General features: G+C 60.4%; 22 protein-coding genes. 16 read left to right on the forward strand and 6 right to left on the reverse strand.

What is annotated here, in order from left to right:
* Positions 1–18 precede the first annotated feature (18 nt).
* From rhlB to ACLK1G_RS10515, 4 genes are all read left to right on the forward strand, one after another.
* On the forward strand, positions 19–1,494 hold the full coding sequence (rhlB, locus tag ACLK1G_RS10500) for an ATP-dependent RNA helicase RhlB (RefSeq protein ID WP_420765380.1): 1,476 nt from the start codon (positions 19–21) through the stop codon (positions 1,492–1,494).
* Between the two features lie 165 nt (positions 1,495–1,659).
* On the forward strand, positions 1,660–2,607 hold the full coding sequence (locus ACLK1G_RS10505; RefSeq protein ID WP_420765381.1) for an ornithine cyclodeaminase family protein: 948 nt from the start codon (positions 1,660–1,662) through the stop codon (positions 2,605–2,607).
* A gap of 147 nt (positions 2,608–2,754) precedes the next feature.
* Positions 2,755–3,882 carry an NAD(P)/FAD-dependent oxidoreductase gene (locus tag ACLK1G_RS10510; protein WP_420765382.1) on the forward strand — a complete coding sequence of 376 codons (1,128 nt, stop codon included), beginning with the start codon at positions 2,755–2,757 and terminating at the stop codon, positions 3,880–3,882.
* 87 nt (positions 3,883–3,969) lie between these two features.
* Positions 3,970–4,596: a helix-turn-helix transcriptional regulator gene (locus tag ACLK1G_RS10515; protein WP_420765383.1), complete on the forward strand. Its 627-nt coding sequence runs from the start codon at positions 3,970–3,972 to the stop codon at positions 4,594–4,596.
* A 127-nt stretch (positions 4,597–4,723) separates the two neighbouring features.
* Here the strand turns inward: ACLK1G_RS10515 and ACLK1G_RS10520 are convergent, their stop codons facing one another.
* The 6 genes from ACLK1G_RS10520 to ACLK1G_RS10545 form a co-directional block, all read right to left on the reverse strand.
* Positions 4,724–5,500 carry an ABC transporter substrate-binding protein gene (locus ACLK1G_RS10520; RefSeq protein ID WP_420765384.1) on the reverse strand — a complete coding sequence of 259 codons (777 nt, stop codon included), beginning with the start codon at positions 5,498–5,500 and terminating at the stop codon, positions 4,724–4,726.
* A gap of 269 nt (positions 5,501–5,769) precedes the next feature.
* Positions 5,770–6,222: a molybdopterin synthase catalytic subunit MoaE gene (gene moaE, locus ACLK1G_RS10525; RefSeq protein ID WP_420765385.1), complete on the reverse strand. Its 453-nt coding sequence runs from the start codon at positions 6,220–6,222 to the stop codon at positions 5,770–5,772.
* A gap of 3 nt (positions 6,223–6,225) precedes the next feature.
* Entirely contained in the window at positions 6,226–6,468 is a 243-nt protein-coding gene (locus ACLK1G_RS10530) for a MoaD/ThiS family protein (protein WP_420765386.1), read from the reverse strand.
* Positions 6,465–6,938, reverse strand: coding sequence for a cyclic pyranopterin monophosphate synthase MoaC (gene moaC / locus ACLK1G_RS10535; RefSeq protein WP_420765387.1), 474 nt, complete (start codon positions 6,936–6,938; stop codon positions 6,465–6,467). Before moaC ends, ACLK1G_RS10530 begins: the two co-directional genes overlap by 4 nt.
* A gap of 185 nt (positions 6,939–7,123) precedes the next feature.
* Complete coding sequence (locus ACLK1G_RS10540) at positions 7,124–8,518, reverse strand: PhoH family protein (RefSeq protein ID WP_030139644.1); 1,395 nt, start codon at positions 8,516–8,518, stop codon at positions 7,124–7,126.
* 337 nt (positions 8,519–8,855) lie between these two features.
* A complete protein-coding gene (locus ACLK1G_RS10545; protein WP_420765415.1) occupies positions 8,856–9,980 on the reverse strand; it encodes a polysaccharide deacetylase family protein in 1,125 nt (374 codons plus the stop codon).
* 190 nt (positions 9,981–10,170) lie between these two features.
* Here ACLK1G_RS10545 and yaaA point away from each other — a divergent pair, with 190 nt between their 5' ends.
* The 12 genes from yaaA (at position 10,171) to ACLK1G_RS10605 (ending at position 26,758) form a co-directional block, all read left to right on the forward strand.
* The gene (yaaA, locus tag ACLK1G_RS10550; protein ID WP_420765388.1) at positions 10,171–10,950 is read left to right on the forward strand and encodes a peroxide stress protein YaaA; all 780 of its coding nucleotides are present in this window, start codon (positions 10,171–10,173) and stop codon (positions 10,948–10,950) included.
* An 808-nt stretch (positions 10,951–11,758) separates the two neighbouring features.
* Entirely contained in the window at positions 11,759–13,075 is a 1,317-nt protein-coding gene (locus ACLK1G_RS10555) for a nucleotide sugar dehydrogenase (RefSeq protein ID WP_420765389.1), read from the forward strand.
* A gap of 100 nt (positions 13,076–13,175) precedes the next feature.
* Entirely contained in the window at positions 13,176–14,657 is a 1,482-nt protein-coding gene (gene alg8, locus ACLK1G_RS10560; RefSeq protein ID WP_420765390.1) for a mannuronan synthase, read from the forward strand.
* Between the two features lie 35 nt (positions 14,658–14,692).
* Entirely contained in the window at positions 14,693–15,862 is a 1,170-nt protein-coding gene (locus ACLK1G_RS10565) for a PilZ domain-containing protein (protein ID WP_420765391.1), read from the forward strand.
* A 15-nt stretch (positions 15,863–15,877) separates the two neighbouring features.
* Positions 15,878–17,383, forward strand: coding sequence for an alginate biosynthesis TPR repeat lipoprotein AlgK (algK, locus tag ACLK1G_RS10570; RefSeq protein ID WP_420765392.1), 1,506 nt, complete (start codon positions 15,878–15,880; stop codon positions 17,381–17,383).
* A 5-nt stretch (positions 17,384–17,388) separates the two neighbouring features.
* Entirely contained in the window at positions 17,389–18,873 is a 1,485-nt protein-coding gene (locus ACLK1G_RS10575) for an alginate export family protein (RefSeq protein ID WP_420765416.1), read from the forward strand.
* Positions 18,874–18,899: 26 nt separating this feature from the next.
* Positions 18,900–20,492: a mannuronan 5-epimerase AlgG gene (gene algG / locus ACLK1G_RS10580; RefSeq protein ID WP_420765393.1), complete on the forward strand. Its 1,593-nt coding sequence runs from the start codon at positions 18,900–18,902 to the stop codon at positions 20,490–20,492.
* 12 nt (positions 20,493–20,504) lie between these two features.
* Positions 20,505–21,956, forward strand: coding sequence for an alginate O-acetyltransferase (locus ACLK1G_RS10585; RefSeq protein ID WP_420765394.1), 1,452 nt, complete (start codon positions 20,505–20,507; stop codon positions 21,954–21,956).
* A gap of 23 nt (positions 21,957–21,979) precedes the next feature.
* Positions 21,980–23,104 carry a mannuronate-specific alginate lyase gene (locus ACLK1G_RS10590; RefSeq protein WP_420765417.1) on the forward strand — a complete coding sequence of 375 codons (1,125 nt, stop codon included), beginning with the start codon at positions 21,980–21,982 and terminating at the stop codon, positions 23,102–23,104.
* Between the two features lie 221 nt (positions 23,105–23,325).
* A complete protein-coding gene (locus tag ACLK1G_RS10595) occupies positions 23,326–24,891 on the forward strand; it encodes an MBOAT family O-acyltransferase (RefSeq protein ID WP_420765395.1) in 1,566 nt (521 codons plus the stop codon).
* 11 nt (positions 24,892–24,902) lie between these two features.
* Positions 24,903–26,078, forward strand: a complete 1,176-nt coding sequence (locus ACLK1G_RS10600; protein ID WP_420765396.1) for an alginate O-acetyltransferase — start codon at positions 24,903–24,905, stop codon at positions 26,076–26,078.
* Between the two features lie 14 nt (positions 26,079–26,092).
* On the forward strand, positions 26,093–26,758 hold the full coding sequence (locus tag ACLK1G_RS10605) for an alginate O-acetyltransferase AlgF (protein ID WP_420765397.1): 666 nt from the start codon (positions 26,093–26,095) through the stop codon (positions 26,756–26,758).
* Positions 26,759–26,836: the final 78 nt, after the last annotated feature.

Consider the following 26,836-nt stretch of genomic DNA (forward strand, 5'->3'; position numbering starts at 1 on the left):
CCTTAACCAATCGATGAGATGACCGTGCTCAAAGCACTCAAGAAGATGTTCGGTAAAAGCGAGGCCGAGCAGCTCGCGCCTGTCGCCAGCGCGCCCCAGGCCCCGAACCGCGCCGATGCGCAGCAGTCGCGCCGGACCGCACCGCCGGTTGCGGAGGCGAAAACAACGCCGCCAACCGCCACCGCAGCTCAGCCTGTCGCGGCCCCTGCCCAGGAAAAGCCACGCAGCGAAGCGCCAAGGCCGCGCCGCGAACGCGCACCAAAACCGTCCGTCGTCGCCTGGAAGCTCGAGGACTTTGTCGTAGAGCCCCAGGAAGGCAAGACCCGCTTCCACGATTTCAAGCTCGCCCCTGAATTGATGCATGCCATCCAGGACCTGGGCTTTCCCTATTGCACGCCGATCCAGGCGCAGGTGCTCGGTTACACCCTCGCTGGCAAAGACGCCATCGGCCGTGCCCAGACCGGCACCGGCAAGACCGCCGCATTCCTGATTTCCATCATTACCCAATTGCTTCAGACCCCACCGCCCAAGGAACGCTATATGGGCGAACCGCGCGCGCTGATCATTGCGCCGACCCGCGAACTGGTGGTGCAAATCGCCAAGGACGCCGCCGACCTGACCAAGTACACCGGTCTGAACGTGATGACGTTCGTGGGCGGCATGGATTTCGACAAGCAGCTCAAGCACCTCGAAGCCCGCCACTGCGACATCCTCGTGGCCACGCCGGGCCGCCTGCTGGATTTCAACCAGCGCGGCGACGTGCACCTGGACATGGTCGAAGTGATGGTGCTGGACGAAGCCGACCGCATGCTCGACATGGGCTTCATTCCCCAGGTCCGCCAGATCATTCGCCAGACCCCGCCGAAAAGCGAACGCCAGACCCTGCTGTTCTCCGCCACCTTCACCGACGATGTGATGAATCTCGCCAAACAGTGGACGACTGACCCGGCCATCGTCGAAATCGAAGCCGAGAATGTCGCCAGTGAGAACGTCGAGCAACATATCTACGCCGTCGCCGGTGCCGACAAGTACAAGCTGCTCTACAACCTGGTCAACGACAATGGCTGGGAGCGGGTGATGGTGTTTGCCAACCGCAAGGACGAAGTGCGCCGCATCGAGGAACGCTTGGTGCGCGACGGCGTCAACGCCGCCCAGCTCTCGGGCGACGTGCCGCAGCACAAGCGGATCAAGACACTGGAAGGTTTCCGCGAAGGCAAGATCCGCGTGCTGGTCGCCACCGATGTGGCGGGTCGGGGCATTCACATCGACGGCATCAGCCATGTGATCAACTTCACCTTGCCTGAAGTACCGGACGACTATGTGCACCGCATTGGTCGCACGGGTCGTGCCGGGGCAGCAGGTGTATCGATCAGCTTTGCCGGCGAAGACGACTCTTACCAGTTGCCGTCGATCGAAGCGCTGCTGGGTCGCAAGATCAGTTGCGAGATGCCACCGACTCATCTGTTGCGGCCGGTTGAGCGCAAGCGGCCCTAACGTCGAGACGGACGCAACGCGTCCATTCAGGCATTCCCACGCAGCGCGTGGGAATGATCAGCGCAGCCAACTCAGGCTGCGTTTTTTTTGCCCGGGGATATTGCTCGAATAAACTAAAAGTCCATAATGGACAAATTAGTTTATTCGAGACACCCGGAGTCTACGATGACCAGTACGCCTTATGTCATGACCCAAGCCCAGGCCCGAGAACTGCTCGGGCACGTCGATGTGCTGGCAGTCCTGCGCAAGCTGTTCCGCGATCTTGCGGCCGGGCAAGCGGTGCAGCCGCCCCAGCAAAGGGTGGTGTTTCCCGAGGGCGCCGGGGACTTCATCAACTTCCTCGGTGTGCTGGCTCAAGACCAGGTCTATGGGGTCAAGACCTCGCCCTACATCGTGCGCGAGCAAGGGCCACTCATCACCGCCTGGACTTTGCTGATGTCGATGCAGACCGGCCAGCCGTTGATGCTGTGCGATGCCGCCGAGCTGACGACCGTCCGCACCGCCGCCACCACCGCCGTCGCCATCGATGCCCTCGCCCCCCACAACGCCAGGCGCCTGGCGGTGATCGGCAGTGGCGCGCTGGCGCGCGCCCATGTGCAGTACGTCAAGGGACTGCGGGATTGGCAAGGCATCAGTCTCTATTCGCCAAGCCTCAAAGAGCGCTCAACCCAGGATCTCGCGCAAATCACCGGGCTCGACCCGCGCCTGCACATCGCCGATACACTTGAAGCCGCGTTGCACGACGTCGATGTGGTGATGCTCTGCACCTCGTCCGCCGTAGCGGTGCTCGACCCGCAGACCTTGGGCAGACCTGCGCTGATCACTTCCATCAGCACCAATGCCCCACGTGCCCATGAAGTACCGCCCCAGAGCCTCAACGACATGGATGTGTTCTGCGACTATCGTCAGACCACTCCGGGCTCGGCTGGCGAGATGTTGATCGCCGCTGAACAGCATGGCTGGGAGCCTTCAAGCATTGTGGGTGACTTGCCCGATCTGCTGAGCGAACGTGCGGTGCGACCAAACTATGAGCGCCATGTGTTTTTCCGTTCCATTGGGTTGGGGCTGGAGGATGTTGCGCTGGCGAATGCGCTTTACCAACTTCTCGACTGACACACCCATTTTCCCTTGTGGGAGCGAGCCTGCTCGCGAAAGCGGTTTATCAGATAAATACGCGTGACTGACACACCGCTTTCGCGAGCAGGCTCGCTCCCACAGGTTCTCGGAAACTCCCGGCAATGCGCTCGACAGGAGAACTTCATGACACAAGCAGACTTCATCATCATTGGCGGCGGCATCGCCGGTGCTTCCACCGGCTACTGGCTCGCACCCCACGGCCGGGTCATTGTGCTTGAACGCGAATCCCATCCGGCCTATCACTCCACCGGACGCTCGGCGGCGTTGTACACCGCAGCCTACGGCACCCCTCAGGTACGGGCATTGACCCAGGCCAGCCGGGATTTCTTCGACGCACCACCAGCCGGGTTCTGCGAACACCCGTTGCTCACCCCGCGCGGCGAAATGACGGTGGATTTCATCGGCGACCCGGCCGAGCTTGGTAACCAATACCTCAGCGCCAAGGCCACGGTCCCGCAAATGCAATTGCTCAGCGCCGAAGAGGCCTGCCTGCGCCTGCCGATCCTGCGACGGGATAAAGTCCACGGCGCGATCTACGACCCCACGGCTTGCGATATCGATACCGATGCGCTGCACCAAGGCTATCTGCGCGGTATCCGTCGCAGCGGCGGCGAGGTACACACCGGCAGCGAAGTGCTGGACTTGATCCACGACGACCAAGGGCTATGGCAGGTCAGGACCGCCAGCCAGACGTTCTACGCGCCGGTGCTGATCAACGCGGCCGGCGCCTGGGCCGATCAAGTGGCCGAAATGGCCGGCGCGCGCAAGCTGGGCCTGCAACCCAAGCGGCGGGCGGCGTTCATTTTCGCCGGCCCCGAGGGGGTGGATATCCACGACTGGCCGATGCTGGTGAGCCTCGACGAATCCTTCTACATGAAGCCCGACGCTGGCATGTTTCTCGGCTCTCCGGCCAATGCCGACCCGGTCGAACCACACGACGTACAGCCCGAAGAGCTGGACATCGCCATGGGCATCTACCAGATCGAAGAGGCCACCACCCTGACCATTCGCCGTCCGACCCGCACCTGGGCCGGATTGCGTAGCTTCGTGCCTGACGGTGATCTGCTGGCCGGCTTCGACCCACAAGTACCCGGCCTTTTCTGGGTCGCGGCCCAGGGGGGCTATGGCATCCAGACCTCCCCTGCCATGGGCCAGGCAAGCGCGGCACTGGCGCGCGGTGAACCACTGCCTGAGCCTTTGACCCGTTTCGGCCTGAACGCCGCGATGCTATCGCCCACTCGCCTGGGTTGACCTTCGGTGAGGTGACGCATCGCCACGATTGCGGCACACTCCCTCGCGCCCCTGTTCCACGGGGCGCTGACCGTCTGGAGTCCCGTCATGAATGCCCCGCAAGCCAATCCGACACTCGATAACTTCCGCACTATCGCCGATGCCATCGCCACACTGTTCTACCCCCACGCGGAAGTGGTGTTGCATGATCTGCGCACCCAGAAGGTCGACTACATCGCCAATAACCTGTCCAAGCGCGAAATCGGCGATGACTCGTCCCTGGAAGACATGCTCAGTGAGGACGTCAGCGAACGTAACATCGGGCCGTACGAAAAACTGAACTGGGACGGACAGAAGATTCGCAGCCTCAGCAGCGTCCTGCGCGATGCAAACGGTCATCCGCTGGCGGTGCTGTGCATCAACCTGAATATTTCGCTGTTCGAGAATGCCAAGGCCGCGCTGGATCTGTTCCTGTCGCCAGGCAAATTGATTCCCCAGCCGGATTCACTGTTTCGTGATGACTGGCAGGAGCGGATCAACACTTTCCTGCACGCCTGGATGCGCGAGCGTCAACTGAGCCTGAACCTGCTGACCCGCGACCACAAACGCGAGCTGGTGTTGGCGCTGCATGCTGAAGGCGCGTTCAAGGGCAAGAGCGCGTCCAACTATGTGGCCAATGTGCTGAACATGGGGCGGGCGACGGTGTACAAGCATCTGAAGGAATTGAAGGGCTGAGGTTTTGGGTTGCCTGGCCTGACGCCATCGCGAGCAAGCTCGCTCCCCCATTGAATCGCATTGCACACATATCTCGTGCACGACACAAATGCTCTGTGGGAGCGAGCCTGCTCGCGAAGGCTATCGATCAATCGCCGTAGATATCCGACTTGAAATACTTGGCCTGGATTTTCTGATACTCGCCACTGGCCCGAATCCCATCGATGGCCTTGTTCAAATCCGCCACCAATTGGGTGTTGCCCTTGCGCACCGCAATCCCGGCGCCCTCGCCGACGTATTTCGGGTCCTTGAGCTCCGGCCCGACGAAGGCATAGCCCTTGCCACGAGGCATCGACAGGAAGTCTTCCAAAGGAATGGTGTCGGCAAAAATCGCATCCAGGCGACCCGACGCCAGGTCCATGTAGATTTCTTCGTTATTGCTGTAGCGCTTGACCGTAACGCCCTTGGGCTCAAAGACCTCCGTGGCGAAACGGTCCGTGGTGGTGGCGCGCTGCACGCCGACGGTCTTGCCCTTGAGGCTGGCGTACTGGTCATCGACCGACGCCCCTTCCTTCATGACCAGGCGCGATGAGGTGAAGTAATACTTGTGGGTAAAATCCACCGACTTCTTGCGCTCTTCGGTGATGGTCATGGACGACAGGGCCAAGTCGATCTTCTTCACTTTGAGCGACGGGATCAGCCCATCGAACTCACCCTCGACCCACTCGCACTTCACCTGCATCTGTGCGCACAAGGCATTGCCGATGTCGTAGTCAAACCCCTCGATTTTCCCCTCCGAGGTTTTCGAAGCAAACGGCGGATAAGCCGCCTCGATACCGATGCGCAAGGTTTTATCGGCGGCGAACAGGCTACTGGAGGCCAACAGACTCAAGGCCAGACCAGTGATGAGGGGGAGCTTCTTCATAATCGTTCTCACGCGGGTTGTTGTTGGTTTGGCAGAGAAAGGCAGGCGCGACTTATTTTGTACTTATAAATCCATACTGGACTTTAATGTACACATCGTCAATTGGGGAAACAGGCGAAAGTGATGGGAGGCTACCGGCCTCATCGCGAACAGGCTCGCTCCCACAGGGGGATCTGTGTCGGACACAAACATTGTGTGCAACGAAGCGCCACTGTGGGAGCGAGCTTGCTCGCGATGCGGGCATAAGTATTGCGAAGAAACGACGTGGACTACTGCTTCCAGCGATCCGCCGCCGCATGATCACTGTCCCGCCCTTCGACCCAGCGCGGGCCATCGACGGTGTTTTCTTTTTTCCAGAACGGCGCGCGAGTCTTGAGGTAGTCCATGACAAAGGCGCAGGCGTCGAACGCCGCCTGGCGGTGGGCGCTGGCGGCGCCGACAAAAACGATCGGCTCACCCGGCTCCAAGGCGCCGATGCGGTGCAGCACTTCAAGCTTGAGCAATGGCCAGCGCTGCTCGGCCTCGATGGCGATCTTGCCCAGCGCTTTCTCGGTCATGCCCGGATAATGTTCCAGGAACATCCCGGACACATCGAGGCCGTCATTGAAGTCGCGCACGTAGCCGACAAAACTGACCACAGCACCCACGCCGACATTGGCCGCGTGCATCGCGTTGACTTCGCTGCCCGGGTCGAACGGTTCCACCTGTACCCGAATCGCCATGGCTCAGCCTCCGGTCACGGTGGGAAAGAACGCCACCTCATCGCCGTCCGCCACTGGCTCGTCGAGTTGACAGAGATCCTCGTTGCGGGCACACATCAGGTTTTGCTCTTTCAGCACTTCGGCGCCGTCACGCTGCGCGAGCAAGGCGCGCACGTCGTCAATCGTGGCGAAACCGCCTTCCACCTTAACCGAGTCCACGCCGAGCGCTTCGCGGTAGCGAGCAAAAAACTTCACAGTGATTTTCATGATGCATCCGCCTGGAAATGACCACTCTTGCCGCCAAGCTTTTCCAGCACCCGCACGCCTTCGATGGTCATGCCCCGGTCCACGGCCTTGCACATGTCATAAATAGTCAGCGCGGCGACGCTGGCGGCGGTGAGCGCTTCCATTTCCACGCCGGTCTGCCCCGACAGTTTGCAACGGGCAACGATACGTACCCGGTCCTCGCCTTCGGCATTGAGCTCGACCTTGACGCCGGTGAGCATCAGCGGGTGGCAGAGCGGAATCAGGTCGCTGGTTTTCTTCGCAGCCTGGATGCCGGCGATGCGGGCAACGGCAAACACGTCGCCCTTGGGATGGCCGCCACTGACGATCATCCGCAGGGTATCGGGCTGCATTCGCACAAAGGCTTCAGCCGTGGCTTCACGGAACGTCACGGCCTTGTCGGTCACGTCGACCATATTGGCGCGACCTTGGGAATCGAGATGAGTCAGCACAGGGTTACTCCTGATCAGGAGCGTCGATTGTAAACCCGTGGGTCAGATTCTGGCAGGGCTGATTGTCGTGCCCGTAATTAACAGACACTGAAGATCCTTGGTGGGAGCGAGCCTGCTCGCTCCCACAGGGTTATGTGGTGCATGGAAGAACCGGGCGACGGTGAGGTCGCCCGGTTCGGCTGGTGTTACAGATGAGACTCAGCGTATTCGGCCAGGATCGAGCGCGGTACGCCTTGCAGGGTGATGTGGACCCCGTTGGGGAAGTCCTTGAAGCGTTCGGTCAGGTAGGTCAGCCCGGAGCTGGTCGCGGACAGGTATGGGGTGTCGATCTGTGCCAGGTTACCCAGGCACACCACTTTGGAACCGGCGCCGGCACGGGTGATGATGGTTTTCATCTGGTGCGGCGTCAGGTTCTGGCATTCGTCGATCAAGATCAGGCTTTGCTGGAAGCTGCGGCCTCGGATGTAGTTGAGGGATTTGAACTGCAACGGCACTTTGCTGAGGATGTAGTCGACGCTCCCATGGGTGCTTTCGTCATCCATGTGCAAAGCTTCGAGGTTGTCGGTAATCGCGCCCAGCCACGGCTCCATTTTTTCCGCTTCGGTGCCGGGCAAAAAGCCAATCTCCTGGTCCAGGCCCTGCACGCTGCGGGTAGCGATGATGCGCCGGTAACGCTTGCTGACCATGGTCTGCTCGATAGCAGCGGCCAGGGCCAGGATGGTCTTGCCGGAACCAGCCGCACCCGACAGGTTGACCAGGTGGATATCCGGATCGAGCAAGGCGAACAGCGCCAGGCTCTGGTAGATGTCACGAGGCTTGAGGCCCCACGCCTCCTGATGCAACAAGGGTTCCTGATGCAAGTCGAGGATCAGCAGTTTGTCGACCTGGATTTCCTTGATCCAGCCGACGAAGCCTTGTTCGTCGATGATGAATTCGTTGATGTGCACCGCCGGCAGATTGTCGATCAATTGCACCTGGTGCCACGTGCGGCCATGGTCCTGGCGGGTTTCGACCTTGCTCACGCGGTCCCAGAAGGAGCCGGTCATCGTGTGGTAGCCGTTGGGCAGCAGCGACACGTCGTCGACCAGCTGGTCGGTGCTGTAGTCCTCGGCCGCGATCCCGCAGGCGCGGGCCTTGAGGCGCATGTTGATGTCTTTGGTCACCAGCACCACGGCCTGATCCTTGTTGCGCGCGTGCAGGTCGATCAATTGGTTGATGATGATGTTGTCGTTAAGGTGTTCAGGCAGCACCAGGTTGGGTTCGGTGCGCTTGCTCATCAGGATCGAGAGCAGGCCCTTGGGGCCGCTTTTGCCACGTTGGATCGGTACGCCGAGTTCGACGTCCTCGGGAGAGGCGTCCCCCAGGGTCTTGTCGATCAGGCGGATCGCCTGGCGACATTCGGCCGCCACGCTGTGATGCCCACTCTTGAGCTTGTCCAGCTCTTCAAGGACGGTCATCGGGAGGGCTACGTGGTGTTCTTCGAAGTTCAGGAGCGCGTTTGGATCGTGGATCAATACGTTGGTATCGAGTACATAGAGGATTGGCTGGTTGGAGGAAGGGCTACGTCCGTGGTCATCCATACTCGGTCACCTATGTGGGGGCCATTCGACGCAATACCGTGACAGTGCTGCGCCTCGAGGTAGCCACCGAATTCACCCGCGAGGATTCAGGTGAACTGCACACAATCTGGGTCTTGGAAGACGCCACCTGTGTTGCAGGTTTCGGCGGTCTGACTTCTTGATACTCCAAAACACATGACAGGAAAAAGCACTTTGACGCTTTTTTGAAGTTTATTTTTCAGAGTGACGAATAACCCTTGGCGTACCGCTGTCGCACCGTTAAAGTCGGAAGTCGGGTCGCACCGAATGCGAGCCAAAAAACCCACCCCGCCCAATATTTCCGGGCCTTTCCCATCCTTCAGCGAAACGCGTCCTGACATTCCTCCCAGCCGATCCCGCTCTGCGCCGTTTGCGCTACGAGCCAGGGCAGTGCGATTTTCACCGCATCCTGCTTGGCGTTGAAGTTGATCACGCCATGGCGCCACAACAGCATCAAGGTCAGCGCCCGCTGGGCACTCTGTTCGGGCTTGAGGCGGTTGGTGCTGTCCTGAGGATCGATATCCCACAGCGCCACTTGCAGGCCCTGTGCCTGGAAGAATGATTGCGCATCGCCCCGGCGCTGGCCTTGGGGCGGGCGGAACAGCGGCACGAAATTCTCCGGCAGCTTGCCCTTGACCAGGTCGACACTGCGCCGCACCGAGTCTTGCCAATCCTGCCAATAGCTGTGAGAGCGAAACTCCCAGCCCTGCACACCGACGCATTGCCTGGAATAGAGGCTCTGCAGATCATTGACCGAGCGATCCGCCAGCCGCGCCTGGATATCCTTGCCGAGAACGAAGAACGTACCGTTCATGTTCGATTTTCGCAGGTATTCGGTCAGCCACGGGGTGTTATCCGGCGCGATATTGGCCCCGCTGTCGAAGGTCAGCAAGAACAGCCGGTCGTTCATCTGCTCGCCGTTGCGCTCGTAATCGCCGAAACGCTCGATTTCACTGCTGACCTGGGGAAACAGCGCCGCCTTGCGCAACAACTCGTCCCGATAGTGGGTGTGGAAGATCCGGCTCGGCTCGGCCCACTTGATGTAGTAGGAATTATCATCGAGTTGGAACCTGCCCGCTTCTTCTCGCAGGGTCGCCATGTTTTCCACCAGATAGCAGAAGGAGGCATCCAATTCACAGCTTCGCTGGGCAAAGTTGTAACTCGATAGCAGACGCTGCCACAGCCGTGTGCGCAGCGCGTCGACCGCCGCCATATTGACCGAGCGCAGCCCAAGGTACTGCTTGAGCGCCACTTCATCCATGGCATCGACGTCCAGCAATACCCGGGCGAACATCAGGATCTCGGCGCGCGAGGCAACATCGAACAGCGTCGGATTGGTGAGTTGCTCAGGCCAGGTGCTGCGGTCCAAGGTGGCGACGTCGTTGGGTGCGGCGATCGCAGCGAAACTCAACAACCAGGCTGACAATAGAAGGGCGATACGCAAAGGGGATGTCTCCATAACGAAACCCGCGCGGCATGATAGCTGATCCTTCTTGGAGAACCTGCCTTTGTGGCGAGGGAGCTTGCTTGCTCGCCACAAAGGCACCACCACCATCCATCCCCTATCACCCCAATAGCTGGAGTCCACCCGGACAACCCCCTAGAATCGCCGCACCCTCAAAGGAGACGTCTGCATGCTGATGGTGATTTCCCCCGCCAAGACCCTCGATTTCGAAACACCGCCGGCCATCGAGCGCTTCACCCTGCCGCAATACCTTGACCACTCCCAGGAGCTGGTCGAGCAACTACGCGAACTTTCGCCGGCCCAGATCAGCGAACTGATGCACGTTTCCGACAAGATCGGCGGCCTCAACGCAGCACGGTTCGGCAGTTGGAACCCGGCGTTCACCCCCGCCAACGCCAAACAGGCATTGCTGGCCTTCAAAGGCGACGTCTATACCGGCCTCGATGCGCAAAGCCTCGGTGACGCCGATTTCGATTTCGCCCAACAGCACCTGCGCATGCTGTCCGGTTTATATGGCCTGCTGCGTCCCCTGGACCTGATGCAACCTTATCGCCTGGAGATGGGCACGAAACTGGCCAATGCCCGGGGCAAGGATCTTTACGCCTTCTGGGGCACCCGCATCAGCGAATGGTTGAACAAAGCCTTGGCCGAACAGGGTGACGACGTGTTGTTGAACCTCGCCTCCAATGAATACTTCTCGGCGGTTAAACGCAGTGTCCTGAAGGCACGGGTGATCGATACCGAATTCAAGGACCTCAAGAACGGCCAGTACAAGATCATCAGCTTCTACGCGAAAAAAGCCCGGGGCCTGATGAGCCGATTTGTCATCGAACAACGCATTAATAATCCCACTGCACTAAGGGAGTTTGATGTGCAGGGTTATCGCTACAACCCCGAACAATCCACCCCGGAAAAACTGGTCTTCTTGCGCGACCACGCCCCGCAATAACGCAATACCTCTTTCAGGCCCCGATAAGGGGCCTCGATCACTTCGCTGGATGTCATCCCGATTCCCCTCCCTACTTGCCACTTTCTTGGCGCCAATAAAACAAACACACACCGCGCTAACTTTTCTTTCACTCGACAAATGTCAGATTTTTCCGTAGTGGCACGGAAATTTTTCATCAGTAGTGGCACAAAACTATCTACCCCCCTCAACTCCCCGAAACTAAAGGCTAAAAACGTGAGTGCTATCACTATGAGGGCAGTGCCATCTAGGCAGATATTTCGAAAAATTTCGAAAATGGCGATGAGCGGATCGGAACTATGTCAAAACGCACGGCTCATACCACCCGTAACGATTCTCGCCGAGGATGTACGAGATAACTTACGTGGCACGTCGTCCGGAGTAACAGAGTTGTAACGACAACTTAGCGAAACGGTCGTCTAATTGGATCCACCCTGAAGGACGGGAGATAATGCACCATTAGTATCCCCTACAAGGCCAAGGCCGCGCCCCTATTAACGTGCTCCCCCGAGCACACAAGCTTCTGATTTTGTGGGCTTTTTGCCAGGAGTCTGAAGTGAAGGATCTTTTGCACCGACGTCCCGCCAACGAGGACTGGCTGCATAACAGGGCAGGTCATAACAACTAGGCCGCTTTGCGCACAACTTGAGTGCAATTATTTAGACACTCGGAACTTTGTATGCCTGCACACGGCACTGTGGCGCCTGCATTCCACACTTCCGAGTGCACGATGACCGCTGAACACTATTAACTCCGGCCATTTAATGGCGTGAAAACAGAGGTAAATGCGATGCGCATTAGCATATTTGGTTTGGGTTACGTCGGTGCAGTATGTGCCGGTTGCCTGTCTGCACGGGGCCATGACGTAGTTGGCGTAGATGTCGCCAAAGACAAAATCGACATGATCAACGCGGGTAAATCCCCGATCGTTGAACCGGGTCTTGGCGAGCTGTTGGCGCAAGGCATTCAAACAGGTCGGTTGCGTGGTACTACCAACTTCGCCGAAGCAATTCGTGATACCGATCTGTCGATGATTTGCGTCGGCACGCCAAGTAAGAAGAATGGCGACCTGGAACTGAACTACATCGAAGCAGTGTGCCGTGAAATCGGTTTTGTACTGCGCGAGAAGACCACCCGCCATACCATCGTGGTCCGCAGTACCGTACTGCCAGGCACCGTGGCCAACGTCGTTATCCCGATCCTCGAAGATTGCTCCGGCAAGAAAGCCGGCGTTGATTTCGGCGTTGCGGTAAACCCTGAGTTCCTGCGCGAAAGCACCGCGATCAAGGATTACGACCAGCCGCCAATGACCGTCATCGGCGAGTTCGACAAAGCCTCGGGCGACGTCCTGCAATCGCTGTACGAAGAACTCGATGCGCCGATCATCCGCAAGGACATCGCCGTCGCCGAGATGATCAAGTACACCTGCAACGTGTGGCACGCCACCAAGGTCACCTTCGCCAACGAGATCGGCAACATCGCCAAGGCTGTCGGCGTTGATGGCCGTGAAGTAATGGACGTGGTCTGCCAGGACAAGGCCCTGAACCTGTCCCAGTACTACATGCGCCCAGGCTTCGCCTTCGGCGGCTCGTGCCTGCCCAAGGACGTGCGCGCCCTGACCTACCGTGCAGGCTCCCTGGACGTGGAAGCACCGCTGCTGAACTCGCTGATGCGCAGCAACGAATCCCAGGTGCAGAACGCATTCAACATCGTATCCAGCCATGACAAGCGCAAAGTCGCCCTGCTGGGCCTGAGCTTCAAGGCCGGCACCGATGACCTGCGTGAGAGCCCGCTGGTAGAGCTGGCGGAAATGCTGATCGGCAAGGGCTACGACCTGCGCATCTACGACAGCAACGTCGAATACGCCCGTGTCCACGGTGCGAACAAGGATTACATCGAGTCGAAGATCCCTCACGTCTCGTCCTTGCTCAACTCCGACTTCGACGCGGTGATCGACAGCTCCGACATCATCATCCTCGGCAACCGCGACGAGAAGTTCCGCACGCTGACCGAGAACGTACCGGAAGGCAAGCAGGTCATCGACCTGGTTGGGTTCATGTCCAAGGCCACCTCTGCGAATGGCCGGACCGAAGGCATCTGCTGGTAAGTCTGTTAGCCGGCCGGGGCTCGCCCCGGCCGGCATTTCGCCTGCCTTAACCCATCGGGCCGCCCCCAGGGCCCGCCCGAGATAGAGACGGATGCAGATTATGCACAGGCTAAAGCACGGCCTGCTTCAGGCCGCCGGTTGGCTGTTTTACTTGAGTTTACTGATGGGCATCGCCACGGCGTTGCCCACGTCCACGTTCGACGCCGAATCCAAGGACTTCATCTTCCTGATCGGCGCCGTGGGCATCTGGCGTTACTCCATGGGAGCAACGCATTTCGTGCGCGGCATGATCTTCCTGTACATCGTCTACCCACACCTGCGCCGCAAGGTTCGCAAGTTGGGCAAGGCGGCGGACCCGTCCCATGTGTACCTGATGGTGACCAGCTTTCGCATCGATGCGCTGACCACCGCCCAGGTCTATGGCTCGGTAATTCGCGAAGCCATCGAGTGCGGGCTGCCCACCACCGTGGTCTGCTCCATCGTGGAAATGTCCGACGAGTTGCTGGTCAAGAGCCTCTGGGCCCGCATGAACCCGCCCGAGCACGTCAAGCTGGACTTCGTGCGCATCCCTGGCACCGGCAAGCGTGACGGCCTGGCCTACGGCTTTCGCGCCATCTCCCGCCACCTGCCAGACGATCGCGCGGTGGTCGCGGTGATCGATGGCGACACCGTCCTCGCCGAGGGCGTGGTGCGCAAGACCGTGCCGTGGTTCCAACTGTTCGGCAATGTCGGCGGCCTGACCACCAACGAATATTGCGAAGTACGCGGCGGCTACATCATGAGCGAGTGGCACAAGCTGCGTTTCGCCCAGCGTCACATCAACATGTGCTCCATGGCCCTGTCCAAGCGCGTGTTGACCATGACCGGACGCATGTCCGTATTCCGCGCGACCGTGGTCACCAACCCGGACTTCATCGCCGACGTGGAAAGCGACTCGCTGCAACACTGGCGCCTGGGCCGCTTCAAGTTCCTCACCGGCGATGACAAATCGAGTTGGTTCAGCCTGATGCGCCTGGGCTACGACACGTTCTACGTGCCAGACGCGGCCATCAACACGGTTGAGCATCCGCCGGAAAAAAGCTTCATCAAGGCGAGTCGCAAGTTGATGTTCCGTTGGTACGGCAACAACCTGCGGCAGAACTCCCGGGCCCTGGGCCTGGGTCTGCGGCGTCTGGGCCTGTTCACGTCGGTGGTGCTGTTCGACCAGCGCGTCTCGATGTGGACTTCGCTGCTGGGCTTGACCGTGGCGATCATCGCCAGCATCAAGTACGGCACCGCGTTCATCCTGGTGTACCTGCTGTGGATCGGCATCACGCGGCTGCTACTGACCCTGTTGCTGTCGTGCTCCGGACACCGGATCGGCCCGGCCTACCCGGCGATTCTCTATTACAACCAGATCGTCGGCGCGATGGTGAAGATCTATGTGTTCTTCCGCCTCGATCAACAGTCCTGGACCCGCCAGCCCACCCACCTGACCCGTGATCTCGCCAGCTTTCAACGTTGGTTCAACACCTGGTCGTCTCGGACCATGACCTTCTCCGCCGGCAGCATCTTTGTCGCCGTGCTGCTGACGATGGTCTGACCGAACTTGCCTGAATTAACTAGGAAATCGCCCCTATGAACACCGCCGTGAATGTCAACGTAGTGCATGAATCCGAAGCCCAACGCCAACACGCCCGGGTCAAAATCCCGGCCAAGTTGCGCTTCTTCGGCCCAGACCGTACGCCCATGGAAGTCAAGGTCCTGGACCTGTCGGCCGGTGGGCTGTGCTTCAACGCCGGCCAGATGCCGCTCAAGGTTGGCGAGACGTACAAGGCCCGCCTGCAGTTCGTGATCGACAACCTTGGCCTGGCCATGGACGTGGAGCTGCAAATCCGTTCCCACGACCGCCAGACCGGCCGCACCGGTTGCCAGTTCCAGAACCTGGAGCCGCGTGACATCTCGACACTGCGCCATATCATCACCTCGCACCTGGCCGGCGACATCGTAGGCGTCGGCGACGTGCTGGCGACGTTGCAACGCGACAACTTCACCAAGGCCCGCAAACAGAAAGATGACAACGGTGGCATGAGCGCCTTCGGCCGCCTGCGCGCCGTGACCTTCAGCCTGGGCATCTTCATTGTCGGCCTGGCGGCGTTCGGTTTCATCTTCAAGTCGGTATACGGCATGTACTTCGTCAGCCACGCCCAGGCCGGCATCGTCAACGTACCGGGCATGGCCATCACCATGCCGCGCGACGGCACCGTGCAGAGCCTGGTCAAGGCCGACGGCCTGGCCGCCAAAGGCGCTCCGCTGGCGACTTTCAGCACCAGCATGCTGGACGTACTCAAGGGTCACCTGGACGACAACCAGCTGCAGCCGGCCAAGGTTGAAGAGCTGTTCGGCAAGCAAATGACCGGCACCCTCACCTCGCCATGCGACTGCATCGTGGCCCAGCAACTGGTTTCCAACGGCCAGTACGCCAGCAAGGGCGACGTGATCTTCCAACTGGTTCCACGTGGCGCCGAAGCCAACGTTGAAGCGCGTTTCTCCTATCGCCAGTTCGGCGACGTGCGCCCAGGTACACCGGTCAGCTTCCAGGTGGCCGGCGAAGACACCACCCGTACCGGCAAGATCGTCAGCAGCACCAGCCTGAAAAGCGCCGACCTGTCTTCCGATATCCGCGTGCTGATCCAGCCCGACGAAGCCCTCGACAGCGCACTGGCCGGCCGTCCCGTGGAAGTCGTCAGCGATCGTGGCCCAAGCCTGAACTGGCTGATCGACAAAGCCATGGCCGTTGGTCTTTAAGTCGAGGATATGCCCGTGATCACTCCACAAAACAACAATGCGCCGCGTTCCCTGTGGGAGCGAGCTTGCTCGCGATGGGATCGACGCGGTCTGTCTGAGACTCCGAGCAGCCTGCATCGCGAGCAGGCTCGCTCCCACACAGGCTATGCGTTGTGTGCCTTGGCACTGGCCGTCAGCCTGGCCGGTTGCGCCGGCCTGCCCGACCAGCGCCTGGCCAACGAAGCCCTCAAGCGCGGCGACACGGCGTTGGCGCAGCAGAACTATCAGCAACTGGCAGATCTGGGCTACAGCGAGGCCCAGGTGGGCCTGGCCGATATCCAGGTGGACAGCCGCGACCCCGAGCAGATGAGAAAGGCCGAGGCGACCTACCGCGCCGCCGCCGATATCTCGCCGCGCGCCCAGGCTCGCCTGGGTCGCCTGCTGGTGGCCAAGCCCGGATCCACCGAGGCTGAAAGACACGAAGCCGAAGGCCTGTTGAAAAAAGCCTTCGCCAACGGTGAAGGCAATACCTTGATCCCGCTGGCGATGCTGTACCTGCAATACCCCCACAGCTTCCCGAACGTCAACGCCCAGCAGCAGATCAGCCAATGGCGCAGCGCCGGCTACCCGGAAGCCGGCCTGGCGCAGATCCTGCTCTACCGCACCCAGGGCACGTACGACCAGCACCTGGACGAAGTGGAAAAGGTCTGCAAGGCCGCCCTGGCGACCACCGATATCTGCTACGTCGAATTGGCCACGGTCTACCAGAAACGCGGCCAGCCGGAACAACAGGCCGAGCTGATCAAGCAGATGCAAGCCGGTCACGCCCGCGGTGTGGTCTCGGCCCAGCGTGTAGACAGCGTCGCCCGCGTCCTGGCCGATCAGAGCCTGGGCAAGACCGACGAGAAAACCGCCCAGTCGTTGCTCGAAGGCATCGCCCCCGGCTACCCCGCTTCCTGGGTCAGCCTGGCGCAGCTGCTTTACGATTTCCCCGAGCTGGGTGACGTCGACAAGATGATGCAGTACCTGGAAAACGGCCGCGCCGCCGACCAGCCGCGCGCCGAGCTGTTGCTGGGCAAGCTGTATTACGAAGGCAAGTGGGTGCCCGCCGACGCCAAGGTCGCCGAGGCGCACTTCCAGAAAGCCGTGGGCCGTGAAGTGGCGGCCGATTATTACCTCGGCCAGATCTATCGCCGTGGTTATCTGGGCCAGGTGTACTCGCAAAAGGCTCTGGACCACCTGCTCAAGGCCGCCCGCAACGGCCAGAACAGCGCCGACTACGCCATTGCCCAGCTGTTCTCCCAAGGCAAGGGCACCAAGCCCAACCCGGTCAACGCTTACGTGTTCAGCCAGTTGGCTAAGGCACAAAACACCCCGCAGGCCACCGAGCTTGCCCAGACCCTCGAAGCACAATTACCGCCGGAACAACTTGCACAAGCGCAACGCCTGCTACAACAAGAGCAGGCCATTCGCGGCGCCATGAGCCCCGATACGCTGGAACTGCAAGCCCTAAAAGAAGATGACGGCGAGGAACCTCTATGAAGCTTTTGAAGCTCAACCCTTTTGTACAGGCTGGTATTGGCCTGTCGTTTGCCCTGCTGTGGTCCTGCCCGACCCTGGCGGCGCTGACCGAAAGCAAGAATTTCGGCCTGGAAGTGAAGATCACCGGCCAGTCCGAAGATGACCGCGACCTCGGCACCCAGAGCGGTGGCGACGTCAACGGTATCGGCCTGGACCTGCGCCCTTGGATCTATGGCGAAAGCGGTAACTGGAGCGGCTACGCCATGGCCCAGGCCGTGACATCCACCGACATCATCGAGACCGACACGCTGCAGCAGTCGGATGACGCGCCCCAGCAAACCGACAGCGGTGATCGCGAAGCCGAAAAAAGCTACCTGGCAATGCGCGAATTCTGGATTGGCTACAGCGGCCTCACGCCTTATCCGGGCGAACTGTTGAAGTTCGGTCGCCAGCGCCTGCGCAACGACGACGGGCAATGGCGCGACACCAACATCGAAGCCCTGAACTGGACCTTCGACACCACCCTGCTGCGCGCCAACCTGGGCGTGGCCGAGCGTTTCAGCGAATACCGCACCGACCTCAAGGAACTGTCGCCCCAAGACGAGGATCGCCTGCACGTCTACGGTGACGTGGCGTACCAATGGATGCCAGGCCAATGGGCCGGGATCCGCGCGCACCACACCCATGACAACGGCAGCCTGGACTACCCGACCCCGGGCGAAGCCACCGACACCCTGGACAAGACCCAGAATGGTGACCTGACCTGGCTCGGCCTGGAAGCCAACAGCGATGCCTACAACTGGCGCAACACCAACACCGTCAATTACTGGGCAAGCATCACCGGCATGACCGGCGACCGCGACACCGTCAACCCGCTCGACGCCGACGGCACCCGCCCCGCGCAGCTCAAGCGCAGCGACGACGTTGACGGCTGGGCCACCGACCTGGGTATCCGCCTGCGTCTGGATCCGCAATGGCAAGTCGGTGCGGCCTACGCCCGCGCCAGCGAGGACTACGAGCAGAACGGCCTGCAGAGTAACCGCTCGAACTTCACCGGCACCCGCTCGCGCGTCCACCGTTTCGGCGAGGCCTTCCGTGGCGAAATGGCCAACACCCAGAGCGCCAGCCTGTTCGGCTCCTGGCAACTGCGCGACGAATACGACGCCAGCCTCGTGTACCACAAGTTCTGGCGCGTGGACGGCAACCAGGCGGTGGGCAGCAACGGCATCAATGCCGTGCAAAACAACACCGACGACGTGACCGGCGCCATCTTGTCCACCTCGACCCTGCCGCTGCGCGACGGCGAGAAGGACCTGGGCCAGGAAGTCGATCTGGTGGTCACCAAGTACTTCAAGCAAGGCCTGTTGCCGGCTGCGCTGAGTCAATCCATAGATGAGCCGTCGGCGCTGGTGCGCTTGCGTGGCGGCGTGTTCAAGCCAGGCGACGCCTACGGCAAAGAGGTCGATTCGTACATGCATCGTGCCTTTGTCGACGTGATCTGGCGCTTCTGATGCGAACGGCCATGGGAGTGCCCGATATGAACCGCTACCTCAGGAACAGCCAGGCGATGAAGGGTTCGATCAGCCTGTTGGCCGCAGCGATGCTGCTGGCCGGCTCATCGGCGTTCGCCAACGTTGAACCGGCGGTCAAGCCGGGCAACGTGGTCAAGGAGCTGCAACGAGCCAAGACCTACACCGTCAGCAGCGCGCCGACCGCGCCGCTGGAACTGGCCGCGCCAACCCTGCCCGACCTCAAGGGTTATACCGCCGAAGCGGTCGCGGCGAAGATTGTGCGCAGCAAGCCCGGCAAAGTCAGCGTGCGCCGGATGATGCAGGAAAACGCCTTGAAGGACTTCATCGGCGGCGACAACAAGATGGCCGAGTGGGTGGTGCGTCAGCACGGCATCCCGCAGGCCATCTTCATCGACGACGGTTACATGAACCTCAAGGACCTGGTCAAGAAAGTGCCCAAGCAGTACCTCAAGGAAACGTCGCCAGGGGTGTTCCTGGCGCGGATCCCGATTGTCGTGGGCGAAAAAGGCATCCTGGAAATCGACAAGCAGACCCAGGAACTGCGCCTGTCCCAGGAGGGCGGCTCGTTCCTGGTCAACGATGGGCACATGTTCATCCGCGACACCAAGGTCACCGGCTGGCGCGAAAAGGACAACGGCCCCGCCACGTTCCGTTCGCCCAACGAGTTCCGTCCGTTCCTGCTGTCCTGGGGTGGTACCGAGACCTACATCGTCAATACCAAGATGGCCAGCTTCGGCTACGCCAACAGTAAGTCGTACGGCGTGAGTATTTCCCAGTACACGCCGAACATGGCCAAGGTCCTCAAGCGCCCGGAACCGACCGGCTGGATCATCGGTTCCGAGTTCTCGGACATGTGGTACGGCTTCTACTGCTACGAAACGGAAGACTTTGTGATCAAGGGCAACACCTACAAAGACAACATCGTCTACGGCATCGACCCCCACGACCGTTCCCATCGGCTGATCATTGCCGACAACACCGTTTACGGAACCAAGAAGAAGCACGGGATCATTATTTCCCGTGAGGTCAATGACAGCTTCATCTTCAACAACCGCAGCTACGACAACAAGCTCTCGGGCGTGGTGATCGACCGCAACAGTGTGAACAACGTGATCGCCTACAACGAGATCTACAAGAACCACACCGACGGCATCACGCTTTATGAGAGTGGTGACAACCTGTTGTGGGGCAACAAGGTGATCAGCAACCAGCGCCACGGCATCCGGATTCGTAACAGCGTAAACATCCGACTGTACGAAAACCTGTCCATGGCCAACGGCCTGACGGGTCTGTATGGCCACATCAAAGACCTGTCCGACACCGACCGCGACATCAAGCTCGACCCGTTCGACACCGAGGTGTCGCTGATCGTGGTCGGCGGCGAACTGGCCGGCAACGGCAGCGGCCCGCTGTCCATCGACTCGCCGTTGAGCGTCGAGCTGTACCGCGTGTCCATGCTTGCGCCGACCAAATCCAGCGGCATCAGCTTCACGGGGATCCTGGGCGAACGCCAGGACGAAATCCTCGACCTGCTGGTGCGCCAGCAAAAAGCCGTGCTGATCGACCCTGTTGAAAGCCAGACCGAATTGCGGGACTGAGGAATGACCTTTATGAACCCACGCATGATCAAACTTCTGGGCCTGTCCGCCCTGACCGCCGGCATTCTCGCCGCCGCAAGCGGCGCGCGCGCCGATGAAGTCAAAGCACCGACCTTTACCGCCGAACCTTGCTGCAACCTGTGCCCGGCTGCCCATGACGCGAAAAACTACACCACGCGCTACCAGCAGAACTTCACCACGCTGGTCCAGGCCCAGGGCGATTGGCTGTTCCGTACCCAGGAAGACCTGCGCACGGAGTTCAACACCACGCCGGCCGGCTACAAGCGCATGCAGCAGTTGCACGATGCGTTCAAGAAAAAAGGCGTAGAACTGGTGCTTGTCTACCAGCCGACCCGGGGCCTGGTGAACCGCAACAAGCTCAACCCGCAGGAAAAGGCCGCCTTCGACTACGAGAAGGCGCTGACCAACTACAAAACCATGCTCGGCCGTTTCGCCCAGATGGGTTACGTGGTGCCGGACCTGTCGCCGCTGACCAACGAAAACCTGCCCGAAACCCTGCCGGCCCATGATTTCTACTTCCGTGGCGACCAGCACTGGACCCCGTACGGCGCCCAGCGCACGGCGAAGATCGTGGCCGAGAAGGTCAAGCAGATCCCGGCATTCGCTGACATTCCCAAGCGTGAATTCGAGACCAAGAAGTCCGGCCGCATGGGCAAGACCGGCACCCTGCACAACATGGCCGGGCAACTGTGTGGCACCAGCTATGCGATCCAGTACATGGACCAGTTCACCACCGAGCCCAAGGGCGAGGCGGGCGATGGCGACCTGTTCGGCGATGCGGGCGACCCGCAAATCACGCTGGTGGGCACCAGTCACAGCGGCAAGAACTACAACTTCGCCGGGTTCCTGCAAGAAGCCATCGGCGCCGACATCCTCAACGTAGCCTTCCCGGGCGGCGGTTTCGAGGGTGCGATGATCCAGTACCTGGGCAGCGAAGAGTTCCAGAAGAACCCACCGAAGATCCTCATCTGGGAATTCTCGCCGCTGTATCGCCTGGACCAGGAAACCATCTACCGCCAGATGATGGCGCTGCTGGACAACAACGGTTGCGAAGGCAAGCCGGCATTGATGAGCAGCAAAGCCAAGCTCAAGCCGGGCAAGAATGAATTGATGGTCAACAGCAAGAATATGGACCTGCGTAACGGCAGTCACCAGATCGATATCCGCTTCGCCGACACCTCGGTGAAAACCTTGCAAGCCACCCTCTGGTACATGAATGGGCGCCACGAGGACATCAAGATCGAAAAACCGAACACCTCCGAAACCGACGGACGTTTCGCCTTCCAATTGCGCACCGACGAAGACTGGGCCTCGCAGAACCTGCTGGCTGTCGAAGTCCAGGGACCCGAAGCCGGTAAAGAACCACTGCAAATCGAAGCGAAAGTCTGCAAACGCAATGCATCTCCGCAAGCCGAGCAACAAACGGCTCAAATCGGACAATGAGGTCTCGTCTCATGACCAGAACCATGCGCACCCGAACGTTGAAAACGCTGTTGGCTCCGTCCCTGCTGACCCTGGCGATGTTCGCCGGGGCCACGCAGGCCGCGGCGCCACTGCGCCCGCCACAGGGCTACTTCGCACCGATTGAAAAGGTCAAGGAAGGCGACGGCGGCAAGGGCTGCGAGGCAGTGCCGACGCCATACACGGGCTCGCTGCAGTTTCGCAGCAAATACGAGGGCTCCGACAAAGCTCGCGCAACGCTGAACCTGCAATCGGAAAAAGCCTTCCGCGACAGCACCGCCGACATCACCAGGATCGAGCGCGGCGTGAGCAAACAAGTCATGCAGTTCATGCGCGACGGTCGTCCCGAGCAGCTTGAATGCACGCTGAACTGGCTGACCGCCTGGGCCAAGGCCGATGCGCTGATGTCCAAGGACTTCAACCACACCGGCAAGTCCATGCGCAAATGGGCCTTGGGCAGCATGGCTTCGGCCTATGTGCGCCTGAAGTTCTCCGAGTCGCGCCCGCTGGCGAACCATCAAGAACAGGCGCAACTGATCGAAGCCTGGTTCAGCAAGATGGCCGACCAGGTGGTCAGCGATTGGGACAACCTGCCGCTGGAGAAAATCAACAACCATTCGTACTGGGCCGCCTGGTCGGTCATGGCCACGTCCGTGGCGACCAACCGTCGCGACCTGTTCGACTGGGCCGTCAAGGAATACAAGGTCGGCGCCAACCAGGTTGATGCCGAGGGCTATCTGCCCAACGAACTCAAGCGCAAGCAACGCGCCCTGTCCTACCACAACTACGCCCTGCCACCGCTGGCGATGATCGCCAGCTTCGCCCAGGTCAACGGCGTGGACCTGCGCCAGGAAAACAACGGTGCCCTCAAGCGACTGGGTGAACGAGTGCTCGCCGGGGTGAAAGACCCGGACATCTTCGAAGAGAAAAACGGCGAAGAACAGGACATGAAGGATCTGAAGATCGATTCGAAATTCGCCTGGCTCGAACCGTTCTGCAGCCTCTACACCTGCTCCGAGGACGTGCTGGAACGCAAGCACGAAATGCAACCGTTCAAGACCTTCCGCCTCGGCGGGGACCTGACCCGGGTGTATGACCCTTCGCGGGAGAAAGGCGAGAAAGGAAGCTGACACTGGTCTCCCTGCCTGAAAGGGAACCCTGTGGGAGCGAGCTTGCTCGCGATGACGGCGGCACATGCGACTGCGATGCAAGCTGAACCACTGCTATCGCGAGCAAGCTCGCTCCCACAAGGGAAAGTGGTCTGTTTCAAATGCAATGACCCCCCGGTTTTCATGGGGGGGTTTGGGGGGGCTCTGGCCCTTGACTGTTGATTCAACAAGGAGAGATCGGGATGGTATTTTCATCCAATGTGTTCCTGTTCCTGTTCCTGCCGATCTTTCTCGGCTTGTACTACCTGAGCGGGCAACGCTATCGCAACCTGCTGCTGCTCATCGCCAGCTATGTGTTCTATGCGTGGTGGCGCGTGGACTTCCTGGCCCTTTTCGCCGGTGTCACCCTGTGGAACTACTGGATCGGCCTGAAAGTCGGTGCCGCCGGCGTGCGCACCAAGCCGGCCCAGCGCTGGCTGCTGCTCGGCGTGGGCGTGGACTTGGCCATCCTGGGCTACTTCAAGTACGCCAACTTCGGCGTGGACAGCCTCAACGCGATCATCACCAGCTTCGGGCTCAACCCGTTCATCCTGACTCACGTGCTGCTGCCGATCGGCATCTCGTTCTACATTTTCGAGTCCATCAGCTACATCATCGACGTGTATCGCGGTGATACGCCGGCCACGCGCAACCTGATCGACTTCGCGGCATTCGTGGCGATCTTCCCGCACTTGATCGCAGGCCCCGTGCTGCGTTTCCGTGACCTGGCCGATCAGTTCAACAACCGCACCCATACGCTGGACAAATTCTCCGAAGGCTGCACGCGCTTCATGCAGGGCTTCATCAAGAAAGTCTTCATCGCCGATACCCTGGCGGTGGTGGCGGACCACTGCTTCGCTCTGCAGAACCCGACCACGGGCGATGCCTGGCTTGGCGCCCTGGCGTACACGGCGCAGCTGTACTTCGACTTCTCCGGCTACAGCGACATGGCCATCGGCCTGGGCCTGATGATGGGTTTCCGCTTCATGGAAAACTTCAAGCAGCCCTACATCAGCCAATCGATCACCGAGTTCTGGCGTCGCTGGCACATCAGCCTGTCGACCTGGCTTCGCGATTACCTCTACATCACCCTGGGCGGTAACCGCAAAGGCACGCTGATGACCTATCGCAACCTGTTCCTGACCATGCTGCTCGGTGGTCTGTGGCACGGCGCGAACATCACCTACGTGATCTGGGGCGCGTGGCACGGGATCTGGCTGGCGATCGAAAAAGCCGTGGGCATCGACACCAACCCGCGCAGCATCAACCCGATCCGCTGGGCACTGACGTTCCTGCTGGTGGTGATGGGCTGGGTGATCTTCCGCGCCGAGAACCTGCACGTCGCCGGCCGCATGTACGGCGCGATGTTCAGCTTCAACGACTGGTCGCTGTCGGAACTGACCCGCGCCAACCTCACCGGTTTGCAGATCGCCACGCTGGCGGTGGCCTACATCACCCTCGCCTTCTTCGGCCTGCGGGACTTCTACACCAACCGTCCGCCGGTCAAGGCCAAGCCTGAGGTGAGCGCCGAAGCCAATGGCCCGGCCACCGCGCAACCGGGGCTGATCAAAGCCGTACCGGGCGACAACCCGTCGACCATCCATGAACCCGGCTACACCGTGGGCGTCGAAGCCCAGGTGCAACCGGCCTACTGGACCGTGGACTGGTCACGCTATGTGATGCGCGCCCTGGTACTGCTGTTGTTCATCGCCTCGATTCTCAAACTGTCGGCGCAAAGCTTCTCGCCGTTCCTTTACTTCCAGTTCTGAGGGATCCGGACATGACCCGCTCATTACGCATCTTCTACGTCGCGCTGTTTATGTTGATCCTGACGGCGCTGGGTATCTGGTCGATGCGCAGCTTCCTAGGCTTCAGCACCAACCCCGATGCGACCGTGCTCAACGGTCGCTGGGCCAAGGCCGTGGAAACGCACTACGACGATGAATTCCCGATCAAGCGTCTGGGCACCAACATCTGGGCCGCGCTGGACTACAAGCTGTTCAACGAAGGCCGCAAGGGCGTGGTCCTGGGCCGCGACCAGTGGCTGTTCAGCGACGAAGAGTTCAACCCGATCGTCAACGAAGAGCAGAACCTGCAAGGCAACTACGCGCTGATCGAAGGCGTGCGCCAGAAGCTCAAGGAACAAGGCATCACCCTGGTCATGGCGATCGTGCCCGCCAAGGCCCGGCTGTATCCCGAGCACCTGGGTGAAGTGAAGCCGTCGAGCATCCACGCCAACCTGTACCAGGACTTCCACGCCCGCGTGGCGACGGACAAGATCCTCGCTCCTGATCTGCTCGGCCCGCTGCAACAGGCCAAGCAGAGCGGCCAGCAAGTGTTCCTGCGCACCGACACTCACTGGACGCCGGAAGGCGCGCAAATTGCCGCGGAACATCTGGCCAAAGCCATTGCCGAACGCACACCACTGAATGGCGAACCACAGCGTTTTATCACCGAGCCTGCGGAGAAGATCATCCACAAGGGCGACCTGCGTCAGTTCCTGCCGCTCGATCCCCTGTTCGAAAACCTGATGCCGGCCCAGGAGCCGCTGGTCAAGCGCAACACCCGCGAAGCCGACGACCAGCCGGCCAGCGATGACGCGTTGTTCGCCGATGCCCAGGTGCCCGTGGCCCTGATCGGCACCAGCTACAGCGCCAACCCCAACTGGAACTTCGTCGGTGCTCTCAAGCAAGCGCTGCACAGCGACGTCGTCAACTACGCCGAAGACGGCCATGGCCCGATTCTGCCGATGCTCAGCTACCTCAAGAGCGACGCCTTCAAGAACAGCCCGCCACAGGTGCTGATCTGGGAGTTTCCTGAACGTTATCTGCCCGTGAACAACGAGATCGGCGACGCCGATCCGCAATGGGTCGCCGAACTCAAGCAAGCCGGCACCCGCCAACAGAACGTAGCTGCTAACACACAATCCGAGACGCCCGACCGGGCGCAAAACTGAAAGAGAGGTCCATCATGACTTTCAACACTACTCCTCGTCGTCTCGCTGCTCGCTCCTTCAAGGCCGTTGCCCTGGTCGCCAGCATGAGCGCCCTTTCCTTCTCAGCCTTCGCCGGTGACTCGGCCCTGTATGGCCCTGTCGCGCCGAAAGGCTCGAGCTTCGTGCGGGTCTACAACGCCAGCAACGCCGAAGTCAGCGCCACCGTCGGCAGCACCAACATCAGCGACGTGGCCCCCTTGGCCAGCAGTGACTTCAGCTTCATGCCTGGCGGCGACTACAGCGCCAAGGTAGGGAGCCAGACCGTACCGGTTAAACTGGCCTCCGATCACTATTACACCCTGGTCAACAACGCCAGCGGCCAGCCACAACTGATCGAAGAACCACCGTTCAAGAACAAGCAGAAATCCCTGGTCCGCGTACAGAACCTCAGCGACAAGAAGCTGACCCTCAAGACCGCCGACGGCAAGACCGACGTGGTTAAGGAGGTAGCGGCCAAGGGCCGTGGCGAACGTGAAATCAACCCGGTGAAAGTGTCTCTGGCTCTGTACGAAGGCGACAAGAAAGTCGGCGATGTGAAGCCAGTAGCCCTTGAGCGCGGCGAAGCGGCCGTACTGTACGTGACGGGTTCCGGCAGCAGCCTGTCGCCGGTCTGGGTCAAGCGCCCGGTGTCCACCCGCTGATGAGTTTTTCTGACTGACGCTTCACCTGTGGGAACGAGCAAGCTCGCTCCCACAGGACACAGGTGTCATTCGGATACG

This window comes from Pseudomonas algeriensis (genome assembly GCF_048847255.1).
GTDB lineage: Bacteria > Pseudomonadota > Gammaproteobacteria > Pseudomonadales > Pseudomonadaceae > Aquipseudomonas.

What these genes read in the sequence shown, in the direction of transcription:
- rhlB (WP_420765380.1), top strand. Translation starts at nt 19, where the DNA reads ATGACCGTGCTCAAAGCACTCAAGAAGATGTTCGGTAAAAGCGAGGCC.
- ACLK1G_RS10505 (WP_420765381.1), top strand. Translation starts at nt 1,660, where the DNA reads ATGACCAGTACGCCTTATGTCATGACCCAAGCCCAGGCCCGAGAACTG.
- ACLK1G_RS10510 (WP_420765382.1), top strand. Translation starts at nt 2,755, where the DNA reads ATGACACAAGCAGACTTCATCATCATTGGCGGCGGCATCGCCGGTGCT.
- ACLK1G_RS10515 (WP_420765383.1), top strand. Translation starts at nt 3,970, where the DNA reads ATGAATGCCCCGCAAGCCAATCCGACACTCGATAACTTCCGCACTATC.
- ACLK1G_RS10520 (WP_420765384.1), bottom strand. Translation starts at nt 5,500, where the DNA reads ATGAAGAAGCTCCCCCTCATCACTGGTCTGGCCTTGAGTCTGTTGGCC.
- moaE (WP_420765385.1), bottom strand. Translation starts at nt 6,222, where the DNA reads ATGGCGATTCGGGTACAGGTGGAACCGTTCGACCCGGGCAGCGAAGTC.
- ACLK1G_RS10530 (WP_420765386.1), bottom strand. Translation starts at nt 6,468, where the DNA reads ATGAAAATCACTGTGAAGTTTTTTGCTCGCTACCGCGAAGCGCTCGGC.
- ACLK1G_RS10540 (WP_030139644.1), bottom strand. Translation starts at nt 8,518, where the DNA reads ATGGATGACCACGGACGTAGCCCTTCCTCCAACCAGCCAATCCTCTAT.
- yaaA (WP_420765388.1), top strand. Translation starts at nt 10,171, where the DNA reads ATGCTGATGGTGATTTCCCCCGCCAAGACCCTCGATTTCGAAACACCG.
- ACLK1G_RS10555 (WP_420765389.1), top strand. Translation starts at nt 11,759, where the DNA reads ATGCGCATTAGCATATTTGGTTTGGGTTACGTCGGTGCAGTATGTGCC.
- alg8 (WP_420765390.1), top strand. Translation starts at nt 13,176, where the DNA reads ATGCACAGGCTAAAGCACGGCCTGCTTCAGGCCGCCGGTTGGCTGTTT.
- ACLK1G_RS10565 (WP_420765391.1), top strand. Translation starts at nt 14,693, where the DNA reads ATGAACACCGCCGTGAATGTCAACGTAGTGCATGAATCCGAAGCCCAA.
- algG (WP_420765393.1), top strand. Translation starts at nt 18,900, where the DNA reads ATGAACCGCTACCTCAGGAACAGCCAGGCGATGAAGGGTTCGATCAGC.
- ACLK1G_RS10585 (WP_420765394.1), top strand. Translation starts at nt 20,505, where the DNA reads ATGAACCCACGCATGATCAAACTTCTGGGCCTGTCCGCCCTGACCGCC.
- ACLK1G_RS10590 (WP_420765417.1), top strand. Translation starts at nt 21,980, where the DNA reads ATGCGCACCCGAACGTTGAAAACGCTGTTGGCTCCGTCCCTGCTGACC.
- ACLK1G_RS10595 (WP_420765395.1), top strand. Translation starts at nt 23,326, where the DNA reads ATGGTATTTTCATCCAATGTGTTCCTGTTCCTGTTCCTGCCGATCTTT.
- ACLK1G_RS10600 (WP_420765396.1), top strand. Translation starts at nt 24,903, where the DNA reads ATGACCCGCTCATTACGCATCTTCTACGTCGCGCTGTTTATGTTGATC.
- ACLK1G_RS10605 (WP_420765397.1), top strand. Translation starts at nt 26,093, where the DNA reads ATGACTTTCAACACTACTCCTCGTCGTCTCGCTGCTCGCTCCTTCAAG.